Below are 18,484 nucleotides of genomic sequence, written 5' to 3' on the forward strand. Positions count from 1 at the left end.
CCGCAACGCCCCCTCCCTTTTTGCTCCATATTCTTCAAGTATTACTTTAATGTTGCCCAGAACCGGCTTCCGCCGCCCCCTTGCGTTTCTCCTCATCTCATCCTGCCCCGCCGCAACGGCTTTTCGCCAGGCACCAGTCCCGCATCGTCGGAAAAACATGTCGGCCCCGTCGTCCCGAGTCCTCGTTTCTTTTCCGGCCAACACCTCCGCAGGCGTCACGCCTGGAAAATTCTCAGGGCAAAATTGAAGAAAAAGGCATAGGCTTCGGGATTTTTACACGACAAAGCATCTTTTCTTTCTTTTTTTCCATGCGACAGCAAAGATCATGCATGGAAAACGCATGGCAGTTCTTAAAAAAATACAGAAAAATACTCTTTCATGCCTTTCACATCATGCATAAATATATACTTTTTCCGTTACAGAAAGAAAAAGTTTCTTGCGCCGACGGATATATTCCTATACGATGCAAGGCAAAGGAGTGCGAAGGTATGGAATTTTCTCTTTTCGGGTATCAGTTCTCGCTGTTTCCCATCTTCCTTTCGCTGAAGGTCGCGGGTTTATCTACGATCGCCTCTCTCGTTCTCGGCACTTTTGCGGCCCGCCTTCTGGCGCGACGCCGCTCCGTATGCGCCGCCGTCATCGATTCGCTGTGTACGCTGCCCATGGTGCTCCCGCCCACGGTGCTGGGCTACTATCTCATTCTGCTTCTGGGGCGGAACGGCGTTCTCGGCCCCGTGCTGAGCGAACTGGGCTTCCAGTTCATGTTCTCGTGGCAGGGGGCGGTGGTGGCGGCCACGGTGGTGGTGTTCCCTCTTATCTACAAATCGGCGAAAACGGCGCTGGAACAGGTGGACGCCAATGTGGAAAAGGCGGCCCGCACGCTGGGAGCTTCGGAACTGTCCGTATTCTTTTCCATCAGTCTGCCCCTTGCCGCGCGCGGCATTCTCTCCGGCGCCATGCTGGCCTTCGCCCGGGGCATGGGGGAATTCGGGGCAACGCTCATGCTGGCGGGCAACATCCCGGGCAAAACGCAGACGCTGGCGCTGGCCATTTACGATGCCTTCCAGGCGGGAAACGACGCTCTGGCCGCCTGCCTGGTCATACTCACCTCGTGCATCTGCGCCGCCATCCTCATCACCGCCGACTATCTGCTGGGAGGTTCCCGTTGATCGATCTCTCCGTCCAGACCACGCTGAAGGGAAAGAAGGGTTCCTTCACCCTCGACATCAGCCTGAAAAGTTCCGCCGACCGCCTCGTTCTGTTCGGCCCTTCCGGCTCGGGCAAAACCCTCACCCTGCAGATGATTGCCGGGCTCATCCGGCCCCGGCGGGGACGCATCGCGCTGGATGATGCGGTATTCTTCGACTCGGCAAAGGGCATCGACATGCCCGCGCGCCGCCGCCGGGTGGGATATGTGTTTCAGGACTACGCGCTCTTCCCGCACATGACGGTATGGCAGAATCTGTCCTTCGCCCTGCTGCGCCATAAGGAAAATGATTCCGCGCCGGGGCTTTTCTCCCTGCTTCCCGCAAGGCTCGACGACAAGGACCGGGAAACCATACGGCACATGCTGGAACTTCTGGAAATCACGCATCTGGCGGACCGCCGCCCCGGCCAGATATCGGGCGGACAGAAGCAGCGCGTGGCTCTGGCCCGGGCGCTGCTCATTGCTCCGCGCGTGCTTCTGCTCGACGAGCCCTTCGCCGCGCTGGACCCGCTCCTGCGCATCCGTATGCGCAAGGAGGTTTCGCGTATTCTCAGCGACTGCGGCGTCCCCCTCATCATGATTACGCACGACCCGGAAGATGTGGACACCTTTGCCGACGATCTCGCCGTGTACGCCAACGGCAGCATTCTTGCCATGGAAGAAAATTTCCGCGGCCGCACGCTGTTCGCGCAGGATTCCCTTTCCTACCTGACGGATATCCTGAGCCTCGGCGGTCATGCCGACAGGCCCTACGGCTTCGACGACGTCTGATCAGGGAGCCTCAAAGGCCCCTTCCGCCGGCCTCTCAGCGGCGTCCCGAAAGCAACGACGATGCTCCCGTATCACAACGATACGGGAGCTTTTTCCCAAGGCCGAAAGGGCATCATCCTCCCCTTTCGGGGAGCGCGGAACATGCCTTATCCGCCTGACCGGTCATGCCGCCTTCATGCGGAACTTCTGCCCGGCCCGCTTTCCCGGCTGTCGGGAAGCGGCATCCGGGCCGCCCCGCACGAAACGGGGCGGCGAAAGAGCGTGTCCGCCCTACTTTACCGGGCTGAAACCGTAATGGGCCAGAATTTCCAGCCCTCGGGGAGAAAGAACGAAATCCACGAACTTCTGCGCCATCTGCCTGTCGGCGCTGTCCTTCGTCACGGCAATGGGGTAGCACACGGGCTTGTGGCCGGTCATGGCGGTCACGATGCGCACGTCCTTGCCGCCTGCCAGCGCGTCGGTGCGGTACACGAAACCGGCATCGGCTTCACCGCGCTGAATATAGCTCAGCACCTGACGCACATTGTTGCCGAAAACAAACTTGCTCTGCAACGCTTCCCAGGTTCCGGCGCTGGTAAGGGCCTCGCGGGCATAACGTCCTGCGGGCACGCTTTCGGGCTGACCGATGGCGATATGCTTCACCTCCGCGCCGGAAAGCGCTTCAGGCCCGGCAAGCGTGCTCTTGGCGGGGGTGATGAGCACAAGGTCGTTCAGCGCAAAGTCCTTGCGGGTGGCGGGGTCCACAAGGTTCTTCTTCGCGGCGGAATCCATGGTTTCCTGATCGGCGGAAGCAAACACGTCCACAGGCGCGCCCTGCTCCATCTGACGGAGCAGATTGTTGGAAGAGGCGAAATTCAGGTTGACCTTCGTCCCCGTCTCCCTGGTGAATTCCTGGGAAATCTGGGTGAAGGATTCCGAAAGGCTGGCTGCGGCGGAAACGGTAAGCTCCGCGCCCATGGCCGAGGGGGCGTTCAGGCAGAAGGCAAGAAACAGCGCCGCGAATCCAAGTTTTTTCATGAGTTCCTCCTCATTTCAAAAGTTTCTTCTAACATACAAGATTTGTTTATTTTTTCAATCCGTTTCACAATTTTTTCCGAAAAATAAAAACGTGTGCAATATCAGGGCGTTATTTTTTGCGGTCATATCCTATTTTTTTAAAATCGTGACTTTTTCCATTCCTGTCCCGCCTTCAAGAATCGATGCACCTTCTTTTTTTCTTCATACGCGGCATACACGGCGCGCCGAAGAAGAAAAAAAACATTGCACGCATCACACGGACGCACGCCCGTTTCCGCCGCTTTCCCCGTTCTGCTGCAAAAATGCAGAGAGTTCTCTCCCCGGAGAGGATATACGACGTACCTTTTCCTTCCCTTTTTTCCGTTTTTATAGGATGACGACAAAAAGCCACCTTTCACAGAACCCGGGCCGTCAGGGCCTGCGCGCGAGAACGAGAAAACCATGCCCACGCTCTTTCTTCTCCGTCACGGTACGCTTCTCCCCAATCCCGAACGCCGCTTCATCGGTCAGCGCGACATTCCTCTCAGCGAGGAAGGCCGGAAGCAGGCCCTGTTCTGGAGAAAGGAACTTTCCTCCGTTCCCTTCCGGGAAGTCTGGTGTTCCGATCTGCCGCGCTGCCGGGAAACGGCGGCGCTCATCGTCCACGAACGCCCTCTCTCCGTTTCCGCAGTTCCTGCATTCCGGGAAATCCGCCTGGGAAACTGGGAAGGACTTACCCGTCAGGAGGTGGAGGCCCGCTTTCCCGGCGCGCTCGAGGCCAGAGGCAGGGACTTCTGGAACTACGTTCCTTCCGGCGGAGAATCCTTCGCCATGCTGGCCCGCCGCGTGCTTCCCGTGCTGAAACGCCGCCTCCTTGCCCTTCCGCCCGAGGCTTCGGTTCTGCTGGTGGCCCATGCGGGGGTCAACAGGCTCATTCTCATGCGTTACCTCGCCCTCGACATGAAGGACTTCTTCTCCCTGCCCCAGCCCTATGCTGCCTGTACCGCGCTTTTCTGTTCCTCCGAAGACATCGCCCGCCTCGGCGTCTGAACCTGCGACGCCTGCATGTCGGAGCGTTTTACCGTCTGCAACAGAATCGCCGCCTCCCTTCTGCTCCCTCTTCCGTGTCTGTCATTTCGATATTGCCGAACGCAGCGCAGGCGTCCCACCTCCTCTGCATCCGCAGAAAGACATCCCCTCCACCTTCCGACATGCCGCATTTCAAAATAAAAACTCTTCCGTCTTTCATTTTCGTCTTTCATTGCATCGGAAAGCCAACGCAGTTTTACAATAAAAAGACATTTCTCTTATATTTTTTCATTACAAAAGTAAAATATATCTTTATTTAACGGCAAATATGAAATGAAACGGCATTGTGATTTAAATTTCAAACCGTTTTTTCACACTTCCAAAAAAGTACCATTAATTTTCTCCGTATATCTTGACGAAAAAAATCTATTTCAATATGGTTAAAGAAAGTTTTCGAGTCAGGCCCTGCTAAAGCGTATGCCATGCGGGCTGACCTGAACCTTCATGGTTCACAGGGTGGCGCGGGAAACGGCTCCGCCTCCATTAAATGCTCCGGCATGGAAAGAAAACCTGTGCGAAAGTACTCCCGAAGCGGGCCTGCCTGCATCCGGGCCGGTATTTCCGCTCCGGTATGTGTCTTTTCATCTGTGAGCGTTTTTTATGTCCAGAATTTCCATGCAGACCATTCCCGTTTCCCGGGCCGTCGGTACGGTGCTCTGCCACGACATCACCCGCATCGAACCCGGCGGAAGGAAGGGTCCCGTGTTCCGCAAGGGGCACATCGTCAGGGAAGAAGACATTCCCGTCCTTCTCAGCGTGGGGAAGGAACATCTCTATGTCTACACTCCCCTCCCCGGTCAGCTTCACGAGAACGAGGCCGCAACGCGCATCGGCAACGCCGTGGCGGGCCGGAACATCGCCTTTTCCGACATCAGGGAAGGCCGCATCAACTTCCTTTCCACCGTGCACGGTCTGCTTCGCGTGGACGTGCCTTCTCTCTGCGCGGTCAACTCCTGCGACGAAATAGTCCTCGCCACGCTGCACACCATGCAGGAGGTGCGGAAGGGCCAGGCCGTGGGCGGCACGCGCGTCATTCCCCTGCTCATCGAAGAAGAGAAGATTCAGCACATGGAAGAGCTGGTCACCTCACCCGTTCTTGAGGTTCTGCCCTTCCGGCCGTTCAGGGTGGGCATAGTCACCACGGGCAACGAGGTCTACACCGGGCGCATCAAGGACGCCTTCGGCCCCGTGCTGAAAAAGAAATTTGAAGGTCTGGGAAGCAGCATTCTGGGACAGGCCTTTTCCGACGACTCCGTGGAAATGACGGCGGGCGCCATCCGGCGCTTCATCGAACAGGGGGCGGACATGGTGGTCTGCACGGGCGGCATGTCCGTGGACCCGGACGACCGCACCCCCTCCGCCATCCGCGCCGCAGGCGGCGAGGTGATCACCTACGGAGCGCCCACCTTCCCGGGGGCCATGTTCCTGCTTTCCCACATCAACCATATTCCGGTACTGGGGCTTCCCGGCTGCGTGATGTACTACAGGGCGAGCATCTTCGACCTTGTGGTGCCGCGCATTCTGGCGGGAGTCCCCGTCACCCGGGAGGATATCGTGGCCCTCGGCCACGGCGGTTTCTGCTCCGGCTGCGCCGAATGCCGTTATCCGGCCTGCGCCTTCGGCAAGAACTGATCCTCCCGCATCGGCCCGAATTCGGACGGAAGCCGACGCGTCCGCCCCTTCTCTGGATTCCTCTTAAAAGGAGCTGCCCATGTTCATCAAATCCCTTCTTGTCAACGGCGTCCGCCGCCAGGTGCTTGTCAATGCGGAAGATTCGCTTGCCAACGTCCTGCGCGACCAGCTGCAGCTTACCAGCGTGAAGCTGGGCTGCGAAAAGGGTCACTGCGGCGCCTGCAGCGTCATTCTCGACGGCAAGCTGACCCGCACCTGCGTGCTGAAGATGAAGCGCGTGCCCGACGACGCCACCATCATCACGCTGGAAGGCATCGGCACCCCCGATCATCTGCATCCTCTGCAGGAAGCATGGATATTCCACGGCGCGGCCCAGTGCGGTTTCTGCACGCCCGGCTTCATCGTCGCGGCCTACGCGCTTCTGCAGCAGAATCTCTCCCCCACCAGAGATGAAGTGCGCGACTGGTTCCAGAAGAACCGCAACGTCTGCCGCTGCACGGGCTACATCCCGATCATCAACGCCGTCATGGACGCCGCGGCCGTCATGCGCGGAGAAAAGGACATCGAGGAGATCCGCTACAAGGAACCCGCGGAAGGTCATCACCTGGGTTCCACCAAGCCGCGCCCCAGCGCCGTGGCCAAGGTGACGGGCACCGCCGAATTCGGTGCGGACGCCACCGTCCACATGCCCTCGAACACCCTGCACCTGGCTCTCGCCCAGGCCAAGGTTTCCCACGCCATCATCAAGGGCATCGATACTTCCGAAGCGGAAAAGATGCCCGGCGTCTTCCGCGTGCTCACCCATAAGGACGTGAAGGGCAAGAACCGCATCACCGGCCTCATCACCTTCCCGGACAACAAGGGCGACGGCTGGGACCGTCCCATCCTCAACGACACCAAGATCTTCCAGTACGGCGACGCGCTGGCCATCGTCTGCGCCGACACCGAATGCCATGCCCGCGCCGCTGCGGAAAAGGTGAAATTCGATCTGGAACTTCTGCCCGAATACATGGACGCTCCTTCGGCCATGGCTCCGGACGCCATCGAAATCCACCCCGGCACTCCCAACATCTACTATGAACCCCACATCGAAAAGGGCGAAGATACCGCTCCCTACTTTGCCGATCCCGAAAACGTGGTGGTGGAAGACAGCTTCTACACGCAGCGTCAGCCTCACCTCAACATCGAACCCGACGTGGGCTACGGCTACATCAACGACAAGGGTCAGGTGGTCATTCACTCCAAGTCCGTGGGCCTGCACCTGCACGCCCTCATGATCGCCCCCGGCCTCGGGCTGGAATTCCCCAAGGATCTCGTTCTGGTGCAGAACACCACCGGCGGCACCTTCGGCTACAAGTTCAGCCCCACCATGGAAGCGCTCATCGGCGTGGCCGTCATGGCCACCGGCCGTCCCTGTCACCTGCGCTACAACTATGAACAGCAGCAGCAGTACACCGGCAAGCGTTCGCCCTTCTGGACCACCGTGCGCATGGCCGCCGACAAGAAGACCGGCAAGCTCAAGGCCATGGAAACGGACTGGACGTGCGACCACGGCCCCTATTCCGAATTCGGCGACCTGCTGACCCTGCGCGGAGCCCAGTTCATCGGCGCGGGCTACAGCATCCCGAACATCCGCGGCAACGGCCGCACCGTGGCCACGAACCACGCCTGGGGCGCCGCCTTCCGCGGCTACGGCGGCCCCGAAGCGGAATTCCCCTCCGAAGTGCTCATGGACGAACTTGCGGAAAAGCTGGGCATGGACCCCTTCGATCTGCGCCTTGCCAACTGCTACCGTGAAGGCGACACCACTCCCACCGGCCAGACGCCGGAAGTGCTGAGCCTGCCCACCATGTTCGAAAAGCTCCGTCCTCTGTACGAAGCGGCCAAGAAGCGCGTGAAGGAAGAATCCACCGACACCGTGAAGCGCGGCGTGGGCCTCGCCCTTGCCGTGTACGGCGCGGGTCTCGACGGCCCGGACTCCTCGGAAGCCTGGGCGGAACTCAACCCCGACGGCACCGTGACCATCGGCTGCTCCTGGGAAGACCACGGTCAGGGCGCGGATTCCGGCGCCCAGTGCACGGCGCATGAAGCCCTGCGTCCTCTGGGCATCCATGTGGACGACATCCGCCTCGTGCTCAACGACACCAGCAAGACCCCGAACTCCGGCCCCGCCGGCGGTTCCCGCTCTCAGGTGATGACGGGCAACGCCATCCGCGTGGCGTGCGAACAGCTCATCGAAGCCATGCGCAAGCCCGAAGGCGGCTTCTACACCTACGAGGAAATGAAGGCCGAAGGCCGCGACGTGCATCAGGACGGCAAGTGGACGGCTCCCTCCAAGGGCTGCGGCGAAAACTGCCAGGGCGATCCCTTCGCCTGCTACATGTACGGCCTGTTCATGGCGGAAGTGGCCGTGGACACCACCAACGGCAAGACCAAGGTTGAGAAGATGACCATGGTGGCCGACATCGGCACCGTGGTGAACAAGCTCATCACCGACGGTCAGATCTGGGGCGGCCTCGCCCAGGGTATCGGCCTCGCCCTCTCCGAAGACTACGAGGACATCAAGAAGCACAGCACCATGCTCGGCGCGGGCATTCCCTATCCCAAGGACATCCCCGACAACATGGAAATCATCTATGTGGAAAGCAAGCGTCCCGACGGTCCGTTCGGCGCTTCCGGCACGGGCGAAATCCCGCTCTGCGGCCCGCACCCTGCCATCATCAACGCCATCTACAACGCCTGCGGCGTGCGTATCACGCACCTGCCCGCCTATCCTGAAAAGGTGCTGGCAGGCCTGAAGGAAAAGGCCGCCAGGTAGGCATTCCCCCTTCCCGGCCGGAGAGATCCCGCATCTCTCCGGCCCTCCTTCCTTCTGCCCGGATACCTTTCGGGCAGTCTTCTTTTGAGGTGCCGCCTTGCTGGAACAAAGCCAACTGCATGCCATTGAAGCGCGCTGCACACAGGAGGCCGCGCCCCGCTGCCGCACGGCCTGCCCCCTGGACATGGACGTACGCGCCTTTCTCGAACACCTCTCCGCGGGCAACCCGCGCGAAGGCCGCAAACTTCTGGAACGGCACCTGCCCCTGCCCTCCGTGCTCACGGCCGTGTGCGATCATCCCTGCGAAAACGCCTGCCTCAGGCGCGATCTCGGGGGGAGCGTCGCCGTGTCCGCACTGGAACGGTACTGCATGAAGGCCGCGCCGTCCCAGACGCGCCCGCTCATCCGCCCTCCCAGGGCGCAGAAGCTCGCCGTGCTCGGCGCGGGGCTTGCCGGGCTTACGGCCGCCTTCGACATTTCCCATAAAGGTTTTGCCGTCACCGTGTATCACGACGGCGCGCGGGAAGACGCCATGCGGAAGGCCTTCCCCGCTCTGGATGCCGCCGCTCTGGAAGAGGAGCTGCGCTCGCTGGAAAAACATCATGTGCATTTTGTTTCCGCTCCGCTTACAAAAACGCTCCTTGAAGAGTGCGAAAAGAACTTCGCGGGCGTATTTGCGGACGCCTCGCTCTGCGCGTTCGTCCCTTCCCGGGAGGAGACGGACGGCATCACCCTGCTCTGGAGAGGCAATGTCTGCTGCGGCGGGTGGGAAAGTCTCACGCCTACGGGCGCGCGTTTCGCCTCCGCCTCCCTTCAGGCCGGAGAAGGCCGCAAGGCGGGCATCACCCTGCAGCGCATCATGACGGGCGTTTCCCTCGTGGCCTCGCGCGAGGCGGAGAACCGGAAGGACAGGCTGCACACCCCGCTGGAGGGGGTGGAAAGCGCCGCCCGCATTCTTCCCGCCGAGGGTGGCTATGCGGAAGAACAGGCACGGCAGGAAGCTTCCCGCTGCATACGCTGCGCCTGCATGCAATGCGTGAAGGAATGCCCCTTCCTGCAGAAATACAGGGAATTTCCCCGCATCTACGCGCGCAAGATATACAACAACGCCTCGGTGGTGCGCGGCACGCGCACGGCCAACGTCATCATGAACGGCTGCGCCCTGTGCGGACAGTGCGAAGTCATCTGCCCCGAACATTTTTCCATGGCGGACCTGTGCCTTCAGGCGCGGCAGGACGCGGTGGAAAGGGACGTCATGCCCGTTTCCGCCCATGAATTCGCGCTGGAAGACATGGCTCAGGCTTCCGGGCCGGAGGCCTCCTTCTTTCTGGAAGATCCCGCCCTTGCCGCAAAGGGCGGGCACGGCGCGGCCATGTTCTTCCCCGGCTGTCAGCTTGCCGCCTCCCGCGGGGAACAGGTGCTTGCCATGTACCGTTTTCTGCGCTCCTCTCTGCCGGGGGGCGTATCGCTCTACAGTTCATGCTGCGGCATTCCCGCGCACTGGGCAGGCAGGGAAGCGCTTTTCGCCTCCCATGCCGAAGCTCTTCGCACCGTATGGGAAGAGGCGGGAAAGCCGGAAATTCTTACGGCCTGCTCTTCCTGCATGAGCGCCCTGGCCCTGGCCCTGCCCGAGGCGATTGTCGTTTCCCTGTGGGAAAGGCTCGACGCCCTTCTGCCCGAAGCCTTCCCCAGCCCCGCGCCCGGCGTCATGAACGTGCAGGACCCGTGCGGAGCGCGCCATAACGCGGCATGGCAGAAGGCCGTGCGCTCCCTTGCCGCCAAGGCGGGCATAACGGTGGAAGAAGCGCGCCGTACCGGCGAGGAAAGCGCCTGCTGCGGCTACGGCGGCCTGGTATGGAACGCCCAGCCCGACGTGGCGGACGCCATGGCGGAAAAACGGGCCGCGGAATTTTCCCGCCCTGTGCTCGCCTCCTGCATCATGTGCCACGACCGCTTTGCCGAAAAGAACGAAAGCTGGCATCTTTTCGACATTCTTCCGCCCACCGCGGGCGAGGGAAAAGCCCATGCCGCCACGCCTCCCGGGCTTTCCGCAAGGCGCTCCGGGCGCATCGCGCTGAAGGAGGCGGCGCTTGAGGAATTTATCGGGCAGAAAAGCGCCCCGCATGAGGAAGGCATCCTGCTCCGCATTCCCGAAGAAGTGCGGCAGGCCATGGAAAAGCGCTACATACTCCGGCAGGACGTCGTTGCCGCCATTTCCGGCATCGAAGAAAGCGGCGCAAAATTCCTCAACAGGGAAAACGGCCATTTTCTCGGCTCCTGGAGGCCGCGCAACGTGACCTTCTGGGTGGAGTACACCGCCGATGCCGACGGCGGCTTCACGCTGGTCCGGGCATGGTGCCACCGCATGGTGGTGCCCGGGGCCATACAGCCGGCAACGAAAGTCATCATGGAAGAGCGCGTGCACGCCTGACCTTCCCCAACATCGAGGTGATATCCGCATGAGTCTGGAACCGAACTTCACAACGGACGGCGGCGACTGGGTATGCGCCCGCTGCCATGTCCCCCTTGAGCAGATCAAGGTGCAGGCCCTTTACATGCACAGCGCCTTCGACGTATTCCTGCCCCGCTGCCCCTCCTGCGGGCTGACGCTCATCCCCCAGTCGCTTGCCGAAGGCAAGATGGCGGAAGTGGAAGCGCTGCTTGAAGACAAGTAACATGCCTTCCGCCTCTCCTTTGTATGCTTCCGCGCTGTTTCAGAGCATTTCGGGCGGCGCATGGCATCCCGGCGGGGAGGAACTCACCCGCCGGGGCCTTGCGCTGTGCGGCTTTCCGCCGGGAGCCTGCATTCTGGATGCGGGCTGCGGCTCCGGGGCCGGGCTCCGGGTGATTTCCTCCCTCGGGCTTCGCGGCACGGGGCTGGACAGGGAATGCCGTCTTTCCGAACCGTTCCCCTTCGTGCAGGCGGATGTGCAGAACCCGCCCTTTGCCGAAAATTCGTTCGACGGCATCCTGTGCGAATGCGTGCTCTCCCTTCTGCCGGAACCGGAAAAGGCCCTCGGCCGCTTTGCCTCCATTCTCCGCCCGGGCGGAAAGCTCCTTCTTTCCGACCTGTTCGTGCGGGGCGGCTCCCCCGTGCCGGGCGCGGCGGCAGGCTGCGCCGCAGGTGCGCGCACGCTCCGCGAAATGGAGGATATGCTTGCCGGCGCAGGCTTTCTTCTCCTTGCGTTTGAAGACCACAGCGCAGCGCTCAGGGAACTTGCGGCAAAACTGCTCTGGTACGGCGACGACACGCTCCACGCGCAGCTTCGCACAGGCGCGTGTTCCTGCAGCGCTTCCCGGGGCGGTCCCGGTTACGGGCTGTGGATGGCAACACCGGCAAAGTACCGTGCGGGGGAAGACATAAAGCCGGCTTCCGGTTCCTCTGCCTGCATGGAGCATTCGCCCCTGCCGCAGCCGTAAGGCTTTTTCCGGGAACACCGGCCCCCCTCTTCGTCTTTTCCCTGCCGGAAACGCCGGAAAGGCCCGTTTTCGGGCCATGGCATGAACTTTTTTTCAAGGAGGCTTCCATGAATCCTGTTCTGCTGGATCTTCTTCCCCATGTACGGCAGGGCCATTGCTGCTCGCAACTGCTCTTCGCCCTTGCCGAACAGCTTGCCGGAGCGGAAGAGCCCGGCCTCATGCGGGCCATGCGCGGCCTCTGCCACGGCATAGGCCAGTCCGGCGGGCCGTGCGGTCTGCTTACCGGCGGGGCGGCCGCGCTGGCATGGCTCTCCGGCGGCAGCGCCGGGGAACCCCATCCCATGCTGGACGCCATGACGGGCGAATACGCCGCATGGTTCGCCGAACGCACCGCCTCCTGCGGCGGCAGCGGCTGCGAAAACGTCTCCCGGGGCCTTGCTGCGGAAGCGGGCCAGAGCCTGCCCGAAGGGGCCATGCCGCCCATGGAACTCTGCGGCGACCTGCTGGCGGAATGCTGGGGGAAAATTCTTGATATCTACGACGCCTACGGCCTGGAAAACGCGAGGTCGTAAATGCTGCTTTCCCAGACTCAGAGCCTCTGTCCCGTCTGCCTGCGCCTTGTGGACGCTTCCTATATTAAGGAAGGGGACACGGTGTACCTGCGCAAGCATTGCCCGGAACACGGCATGTTTCAGGTTCCCGCATGGAAGGAGGAAAAAGGCGCGCCGGAATTTCTTGCGTGGAAAAAGAGTCCGCGCATTCCCGCCTACCCGGCAGAACCCGCCGTTCCCGGCCGTCTGGGCTGCCCCTACGACTGCGGCCTCTGCCCGGAACACGCGCAGCATACCTGCACGGGGCTTGTGGAAGTGACCATGCGCTGTTCCCTGGGCTGCCCCGTGTGCTACGCCAGGGCGGGCAGCAGCAGCGACGATCCTTCCCTCGAACATGTTCAAAAGCAGCTCGACACGCTCTTCCGCGCCTCCGGCCCGTGCAACGTGCAGCTTTCCGGCGGGGAACCCACGGAAAGGGACGATCTGCCGGACATCATACGCATGGCGCGGGCAAAGGGGTTCGCGCTGGTGCAGGTCAACACCAACGGCCTGCGCCTCGGCACGGAACAAGGCTATGCCGCCCGCCTCAGGGCCGCCGGGCTGGATTCCGTGTACCTTCAGTTCGACGGGGTGGACGATGGTGTATTCCGCACCCTCCGCGGCCGCGACTGCCTCGAGGTGAAAAACGCGGCGCTCCGCGCCTGCGGAGAAGCCGGACTCGGTGTGGTGCTCGTGTGCACGCTGGCGCGCGGCGTCAACGATCATCAGGCGGGGGATCTGCTGCGCTTCGCCCTGTCGCAGGGCGAACATGTGCGCGGGCTGCATTTTCAGCCGGTATCCTCCTTCGGGCGCTTTCCGTGGGACATGTCCGAGGCTCCCCGCATCACCCTGCCCGAACTCATGCTGGCGCTGGAGCGGCAGAGCGGCGGCATGGTGCGGGCCTCCCACTTCCACGCGCCTTCCTGCGAGCATCCGCTCTGCTCCTTCAGCGCCGTGTACGCAAGGGCGGGCCAGGCGCTGGAAGGACCTCTCGGCGCAGCCTGCTGCTCCGGCGGAACCGGCCTTGCCCGCAGCCCGCGCGTGCTCGACAACGCCGAAACCTCGCGTATATCCCGAGCCTTCACCGCCGCGCACTGGAGTTCCCCCCGGGCGGAACAGGCCTCGCTGAACGACGATTTTTCCCGTTTTCTCGCCACGTCCGGGGCGCAGAAGCGCTTCACCCTTTCGGCCATGGCCTTTCAGGATGCTCTCAGCGTGGATATCGAACGCGTGCGCGGCTGCTGCATCCATGTGGTTTCCCATGACGGCAGGCTCATCCCCTTCTGCCTGCACAACCTCACATCCTTCGACAACGTGCCCCTCTACCGGGGAAAGGATGCAGAAAAAGGCACTCCGTCATGAACATGCCCCCCGTCACCCCCTCGTGCATGGACGCCTGGCTTGAGGCGCAGTGCGGCCCGGCGGACGGGCGCTCCCTCCCCGAACGGCTGGAGGAAGCCCGCTTTTCCGCCCTGCGCGCCACCCTGCGCCGCGCCCGGGATCTGAGCCGCTGGTACGGCCGCACCCTGAAAGGCCTTGACCTCGACGTGCGTACCATGGAGGACATGCGCCGCCTGCCCTTCACCACCCCGCAGGATCTGCGCGACTACCGGGAATTTCTCTGCATTCCGCAGGGAGACGTGCAGCGCATCGTCACGCTTCAGACCTCCGGTTCCACCGACGCTCCCAAAAGGCTGGCCTTTTCGGAGGGCGACCTCGCCCGCACGGCATCGTTCTTTGCCGCAGGCATGGCGCAGCTCGTCCACGGCGGGCAGAAGCTCATGGTTCTCCTGCCCGGCGCCCAGTGTCCCGACGGCGTCACCGACCTTCTGCGCAGGGCCCTTTCTCCCGCCGGGGTGGAAGTGGTGCCCGGCTCGCCGGAAGCCACGCCCGAAAGCCTGAGAAGCGACCTTGCCCTCCACCGCCCGCAATGTCTGGTGGCGGCCCCGCATCAGCTCGCCGTGCTTTTCGAGGAAGTACGGAAGGACGCCGCCTTCCGAAGCCTCGCCCGATGTGTGAACGGCATACAGTCCAGCGGCGACATTCTCGACGCCTCCGTTCGCGACGGGCTGGAAAATGCTCTGGACTGCCTCGTGCTCGATCATTACGGCATGACGGAAACCTGTTTCGGCGGCGGGGTGCAGTGCCTTGCGAAAAGCGGCTATCACCTGCGGGAACTGGACCTTTTTCTGGAAATTCTCGATCCCGTCACCGGCCTTCCCGTGCCCGGCGGGGAAACCGGGGAAATCGTGCTCACCACGCTCCACCGCGAAGCCATGCCCCTCATCCGTTACCGCACGGGCGACGCCGCGGCCTGGCCTTCCTCTTTTACCCATCTAGATGTGTATAAGAAAAAGCAGCAGCAGCGACGATCCTTCCCTCGAAGCGGCGCCGGTTCCCGCCTGATTGCCGGAGCCCGCGGCCTGCTCGGCGGCACCACGGGCGGGGGGTTGGCCGAAGCCCGCGTCATTGCCGCCTGCGCCGAAGCATGCAGAGACCAGAAGGCCCGCGTGCTCGACATCGCCATGGACGGCACCCTTGCCGCCCGCTCCGAAATGATCTGCGGCGGACAGGTGCGCGTGCTCATCGAACCCTTTTTCCCCGACGATCCCGCCTTTTCCTCCATCGCCGCGCAGGCGCTCCATGCGGCGGAAGGCGAAGGCTGCCGCATCGTGCGGCCCTATCCTGCCGTGCGTACGGCATGGACGCTGCTGTTTGAAGACGGCACCATAAGCGGGGAAGAACTGCCCGAATCGGCGCGGCAGGCCCTGATCTCCGCACCTCTTGACGAAGCCGCCCTCATTCCCTGCGGCGACACCATGTATTTCTGCGAATCCTGCCGTCCGCCGGAACGCATGATCATCGTGGGCGGGGGGCATGTTTCCAAACCCACGGCCGCCGTGGCCGGACTGACCGGCTTTGCCGTGCATGTTCTGGACGACAGGCCGGAATACGCGAATACCGGCCGCTTCCCCAACGCCGTCACGCACGTCACGCCGGAATACGCGCACTGCTTCGACGAACTTCATGTCACAAGCCGCGACTATATCGTCATCGTCACGCGCGGGCACCTTTTCGACGGCGTCACCGTGGCCCAGGCCCTGAAAACCCCGGCCCGCTACATCGGCATGATAGGCAGCACGCGCAAGAAGCAGCAGATCTATGCAGGCCTCAGGGAAAGCGGCTTCACCGAAGAAGACCTCGCCCGCATACACGCGCCCATAGGGCTCGACATCGGCGCGGAAACGCCGGAGGAAATCGCGGTCAGCATTCTTGCCGAATGCATCGCCGTACGCCGCAACGCTCCCGCCCCCGTGACGTGGAGAAAGAAATAGCGCATATTACGCAGTCGTGCCGCTCCGGCCGGAACCGTCTCCGGCCGGAAAAACGCCTTTTTTCCCCATGGCGGCATACGGCGGCCTTTTGCCGCGTCTTGCCGCAGGCCTTCCCTTCCTGGGGCGTACGGTGAAGCGCTCTTTCTGCAAAGGCTTTCTGCCGCCCTCCGCAACATGTCTTCCACGGCTGGCGAACACATGGTACGGGGAAAAACACGGCGTTTTTTCTTGAATATCGGGCAGAGCACGCTTACCCTTTTCCCGGAGGGGAAAATTTTTTCCGTTTTCCGAAACTCCGGGCAGTCTTCGGGCCGCCCGGCCATTCAGGCTCCGCGCCGCACCGTTTCATGAACGCATACGCCCTCATTCTCGCCGCCGGTTTCTCCTCCCGCATGGAACCGCACTTCAAGCCCCTCCTGCCCCTGCCTCTGCCCGGGGGCTCCCGTTCCGCCCTTGCCGCGCTCTGCGGGCTGTATCTTGCCGAAGGGGTACGCCCCGTGGTGGTGGGCGGCAACAGGGCCGCAGAAACCCGGAAGGAAGCCGAAGCCTGCGGCGCGGCCTTTGCTCTGAATCCTCATCCCGAACGGGGCATGTTCTCCAGCATCCGCGCGGGAGCTTCGGCCCTGCCGCAGGACTGCACGCACTTTTTCGTGCATCCCGTGGATATTCCGCTGGTGCGCCGCATGAGCGTGCGCGCCCTGCTTGAGGAGGCGGCCCCTTCCGGCGAAGAAGCGCTCCTTCCCGCATGGCGCGGAGAAACGGGGCATCCGCCGCTTTTTCCCGCTTCTCTTCTGCCTGTCCTGCGCCGTGCAGGCGATGACGGATGCCTGCGCGATATTGTGAAGGAGGCCTCCCCCCGTTCCGTCCCCGTGGCGGATTCCTTCATTCTGAGGGATATGGACAGACCCGAGGAGTACGCCGCGCTCTGCGCCCTCGCCCCTTCGCAGGACATTCTTTCCCCCCGGGAGGCGGAAGAACTTCTCGCCGTGCGGCATGTACAGGAAAGAGGCGTGGCGCACAGCCTTGCCGTGGGCGCCGTGGCCGAAGCCTTCGCCCTTGCGCTGAACCGCGCCCGCGTTCTGCGGCGGGAAGAGCCTCTCTCCCCCTCCCTCGCCCTTGCAGGCGGCATCGTGCACGACGTGTGCAAGGGGCAGCCGCATCACGAAGCCGCGGCGGGCAGACTGTTCCGTTCTCTGGGCATGGAACGCATGGCGCGCCTTGTGGAGGATCACCGCGATCTCACCCTGCCCGATTCCGTGCCCCTTTCCGAAAGGGAACTCGTCTTTCTTGCGGACAAATATGTGCGCGGCTCCTCCCCCGTCCCTCTGCGCGAACGCTTCCACAGCAAGATGGAACGCTTTTCGGGCGATGCCGAAGCCTGCGCCGCCATTGCCGGACGCATGGAGCGGGCGCTTCGCATGGAGGCCCGCCTTCAAAAGGAATGCGGCACGAGCCCGGAACGCATCGCCGCGCATACGCTGGGCGGGCATACGCCAAGCGCTTAAAAAACGCGCGGAAGGCGGGCGCTGCGCCCGGCCTCCGCGTCTTTCCGCTTCCTTGTGCAGCGCGCCGTTTCCTGTATTCCGCCCCTTTCCGGCGGGAAGCCTGCCCTTTCCTCATAAGAGGCCGGAAACAGCGCCGCCCCGCAGAGCGGGGCGGCTAAAGGCCTTGCGGCGGAAAACAGAATACCGGTCAGATGCGGCCGATCACGGCATACACCCCGGCCAGCAGCAGCGGCAGCGCCAGAAAAGCAAGGGAACGGCGCTGCATGGGCAGAGCGGCACGGCTCACGGCATACCACAAAAGCGCGGCGACAGGCAGGAAGAACATGCCCGCGGTAAGCGCAACCGGGGCATACTGCGCGGCAAAGGGCAGAAGCGCCAGACTCTGCGCGGCATCCACGGCGGGATACATCCAGAACATGGACGCGGCCGAAGCCGTGAGCAGAAGGCCGGAGAACATGGCCTGCCGGGAACGCATGGCAAGGGTGAAGGTGTAGTAATCCCGTCCGAAATCGTCATGATTGCGGCAGAGAATATGCCAGCACAGCGCAAAGGCATAGGCGGAAGTCAGGGCAAGGCACAGGGCAAAAACCACAAACAGCGCAAACCCCAGGCTGTGCAGCCCGGCCAGAAGCACGAGAAAGGCCTGCATGGCCTCTTCCGGGTCGCCCGCGCCGCCCGTGAGCGCGCCGAGGCAGAAGGCCCAGCCCAGCACGCAGAGGAGCGTGGCCGCAAGCATGGCCGCAAGGCCGCTCAGCACGCTGAAGAACGTCCTGCCCTTCTTCCCGGCCAGAAGCACGGCCACGGAACAGAGCGTCCCCAGCGCGGCGGCAAGCACCAGCACTTCCCACACGAACATCCAGGGGCCCGTCATAAGGCGGTTGATGAAGCCGTCGGCCAGAAAATCGGCGGCAAGCCCGAGAGCGAACACGGTGTGCAGCACGGCGGTAAGGTGTTCCGTCTGCCCGGCGCTCTTGTCATACAGAGAACGGCGGCGCGCCGCGGCCAGCCTGTGATCCCATATGCAGACAAAGGGCAGAACGGCCCCGGCAAGCCCCACGCAAAGAAGCACGGCAAGCGCCGCGCAGGTATAAAAAGTCATGAATACTCCTGTCGCCTTCCGG

14 protein-coding genes and 1 riboswitch are annotated in these 18,484 nt (G+C 62.6%); of the genes, 12 read left to right on the forward strand and 2 right to left on the reverse strand.

What is annotated here, in order from left to right:
* The first annotated feature begins 488 nt into the window (after positions 1 to 488).
* The gene (gene modB / locus CZ345_RS08350; RefSeq protein WP_077073018.1) at positions 489 to 1,169 is read left to right on the forward strand and encodes a molybdate ABC transporter permease subunit; all 681 of its coding nucleotides are present in this window, start codon (positions 489 to 491) and stop codon (positions 1,167 to 1,169) included.
* Complete coding sequence (locus CZ345_RS08355; RefSeq protein WP_077072684.1) at positions 1,166 to 1,978, forward strand: sulfate/molybdate ABC transporter ATP-binding protein; 813 nt, start codon at positions 1,166 to 1,168, stop codon at positions 1,976 to 1,978. The genes modB and CZ345_RS08355 overlap by 4 nt, the downstream gene beginning before the upstream one ends.
* A 270-nt stretch (positions 1,979 to 2,248) precedes the next feature.
* Here CZ345_RS08355 and modA read toward each other — a convergent pair whose 3' ends face one another.
* Complete coding sequence (gene modA / locus CZ345_RS08360; RefSeq protein ID WP_077072685.1) at positions 2,249 to 2,995, reverse strand: molybdate ABC transporter substrate-binding protein; 747 nt, start codon at positions 2,993 to 2,995, stop codon at positions 2,249 to 2,251.
* A 441-nt stretch (positions 2,996 to 3,436) separates the two neighbouring features.
* On the opposite strand from modA, the gene CZ345_RS08370 reads away from it, so the two are divergent.
* From CZ345_RS08370 to CZ345_RS08415, 10 genes are all read left to right on the forward strand, one after another.
* A complete protein-coding gene (locus tag CZ345_RS08370) occupies positions 3,437 to 4,024 on the forward strand; it encodes a histidine phosphatase family protein (protein WP_077072687.1) in 588 nt (195 codons plus the stop codon).
* A gap of 418 nt (positions 4,025 to 4,442) precedes the next feature.
* A riboswitch (molybdenum cofactor riboswitch) is annotated at positions 4,443 to 4,587 on the forward strand.
* Positions 4,588 to 4,678: 91 nt separating this feature from the next.
* Complete coding sequence (locus CZ345_RS08375) at positions 4,679 to 5,695, forward strand: molybdopterin-binding protein (RefSeq protein WP_077073019.1); 1,017 nt, start codon at positions 4,679 to 4,681, stop codon at positions 5,693 to 5,695.
* A gap of 79 nt (positions 5,696 to 5,774) precedes the next feature.
* Positions 5,775 to 8,513 carry a molybdopterin-dependent aldehyde oxidoreductase gene (locus tag CZ345_RS08380; protein ID WP_077072688.1) on the forward strand — a complete coding sequence of 913 codons (2,739 nt, stop codon included), beginning with the start codon at positions 5,775 to 5,777 and terminating at the stop codon, positions 8,511 to 8,513.
* A gap of 97 nt (positions 8,514 to 8,610) precedes the next feature.
* Positions 8,611 to 10,944: a pyridine nucleotide-disulfide oxidoreductase/dicluster-binding protein gene (locus CZ345_RS08385; protein WP_239446646.1), complete on the forward strand. Its 2,334-nt coding sequence runs from the start codon at positions 8,611 to 8,613 to the stop codon at positions 10,942 to 10,944.
* Positions 10,945 to 10,972: 28 nt separating this feature from the next.
* On the forward strand, positions 10,973 to 11,188 hold the full coding sequence (locus CZ345_RS08390; RefSeq protein ID WP_077072689.1) for a DVU_1557 family redox protein: 216 nt from the start codon (positions 10,973 to 10,975) through the stop codon (positions 11,186 to 11,188).
* The gene (trsM, locus tag CZ345_RS08395; protein ID WP_239446647.1) at positions 11,175 to 11,933 is read left to right on the forward strand and encodes a DVU_1556 family methyltransferase; all 759 of its coding nucleotides are present in this window, start codon (positions 11,175 to 11,177) and stop codon (positions 11,931 to 11,933) included. Before CZ345_RS08390 ends, trsM begins: the two co-directional genes overlap by 14 nt.
* Positions 11,934 to 12,040: 107 nt before the next feature.
* Entirely contained in the window at positions 12,041 to 12,505 is a 465-nt protein-coding gene (locus CZ345_RS08400; protein ID WP_077072691.1) for a C-GCAxxG-C-C family protein, read from the forward strand.
* On the forward strand, positions 12,506 to 13,885 hold the full coding sequence (gene trsS / locus CZ345_RS08405; RefSeq protein WP_077072692.1) for a radical SAM (seleno)protein TrsS: 1,380 nt from the start codon (positions 12,506 to 12,508) through the stop codon (positions 13,883 to 13,885).
* On the forward strand, positions 13,882 to 15,858 hold the full coding sequence (locus tag CZ345_RS08410; protein ID WP_077072693.1) for a DVU_1553 family AMP-dependent CoA ligase: 1,977 nt from the start codon (positions 13,882 to 13,884) through the stop codon (positions 15,856 to 15,858). Before trsS ends, CZ345_RS08410 begins: the two co-directional genes overlap by 4 nt.
* Positions 15,859 to 16,205: 347 nt before the next feature.
* Positions 16,206 to 17,363: a DVU_1551 family NTP transferase gene (locus CZ345_RS08415; protein ID WP_077072694.1), complete on the forward strand. Its 1,158-nt coding sequence runs from the start codon at positions 16,206 to 16,208 to the stop codon at positions 17,361 to 17,363.
* A gap of 187 nt (positions 17,364 to 17,550) precedes the next feature.
* Here CZ345_RS08415 and CZ345_RS08420 read toward each other — a convergent pair whose 3' ends face one another.
* On the reverse strand, positions 17,551 to 18,462 hold the full coding sequence (locus tag CZ345_RS08420; protein ID WP_077072695.1) for a hypothetical protein: 912 nt from the start codon (positions 18,460 to 18,462) through the stop codon (positions 17,551 to 17,553).
* Between the last annotated feature and the right edge of the window lie 22 nt (positions 18,463 to 18,484).

The sequence above is a fragment of the Mailhella massiliensis genome (assembly GCF_900155525.1).
Lineage (GTDB): Bacteria > Desulfobacterota > Desulfovibrionia > Desulfovibrionales > Desulfovibrionaceae > Mailhella > Mailhella massiliensis.

What these genes read in the sequence shown, in the direction of transcription:
- CZ345_RS08410 (WP_077072693.1), top strand. Translation starts at nt 13,882, where the DNA reads ATGAACATGCCCCCCGTCACCCCCTCGTGCATGGACGCCTGGCTTGAG.
- CZ345_RS08390 (WP_077072689.1), top strand. Translation starts at nt 10,973, where the DNA reads ATGAGTCTGGAACCGAACTTCACAACGGACGGCGGCGACTGGGTATGC.
- CZ345_RS08415 (WP_077072694.1), top strand. Translation starts at nt 16,206, where the DNA reads ATGAACGCATACGCCCTCATTCTCGCCGCCGGTTTCTCCTCCCGCATG.
- CZ345_RS08370 (WP_077072687.1), top strand. Translation starts at nt 3,437, where the DNA reads ATGCCCACGCTCTTTCTTCTCCGTCACGGTACGCTTCTCCCCAATCCC.
- CZ345_RS08400 (WP_077072691.1), top strand. Translation starts at nt 12,041, where the DNA reads ATGAATCCTGTTCTGCTGGATCTTCTTCCCCATGTACGGCAGGGCCAT.
- modB (WP_077073018.1), top strand. Translation starts at nt 489, where the DNA reads ATGGAATTTTCTCTTTTCGGGTATCAGTTCTCGCTGTTTCCCATCTTC.
- trsS (WP_077072692.1), top strand. Translation starts at nt 12,506, where the DNA reads ATGCTGCTTTCCCAGACTCAGAGCCTCTGTCCCGTCTGCCTGCGCCTT.
- CZ345_RS08380 (WP_077072688.1), top strand. Translation starts at nt 5,775, where the DNA reads ATGTTCATCAAATCCCTTCTTGTCAACGGCGTCCGCCGCCAGGTGCTT.
- CZ345_RS08420 (WP_077072695.1), bottom strand. Translation starts at nt 18,462, where the DNA reads ATGACTTTTTATACCTGCGCGGCGCTTGCCGTGCTTCTTTGCGTGGGG.
- modA (WP_077072685.1), bottom strand. Translation starts at nt 2,995, where the DNA reads ATGAAAAAACTTGGATTCGCGGCGCTGTTTCTTGCCTTCTGCCTGAAC.
- CZ345_RS08375 (WP_077073019.1), top strand. Translation starts at nt 4,679, where the DNA reads ATGCAGACCATTCCCGTTTCCCGGGCCGTCGGTACGGTGCTCTGCCAC.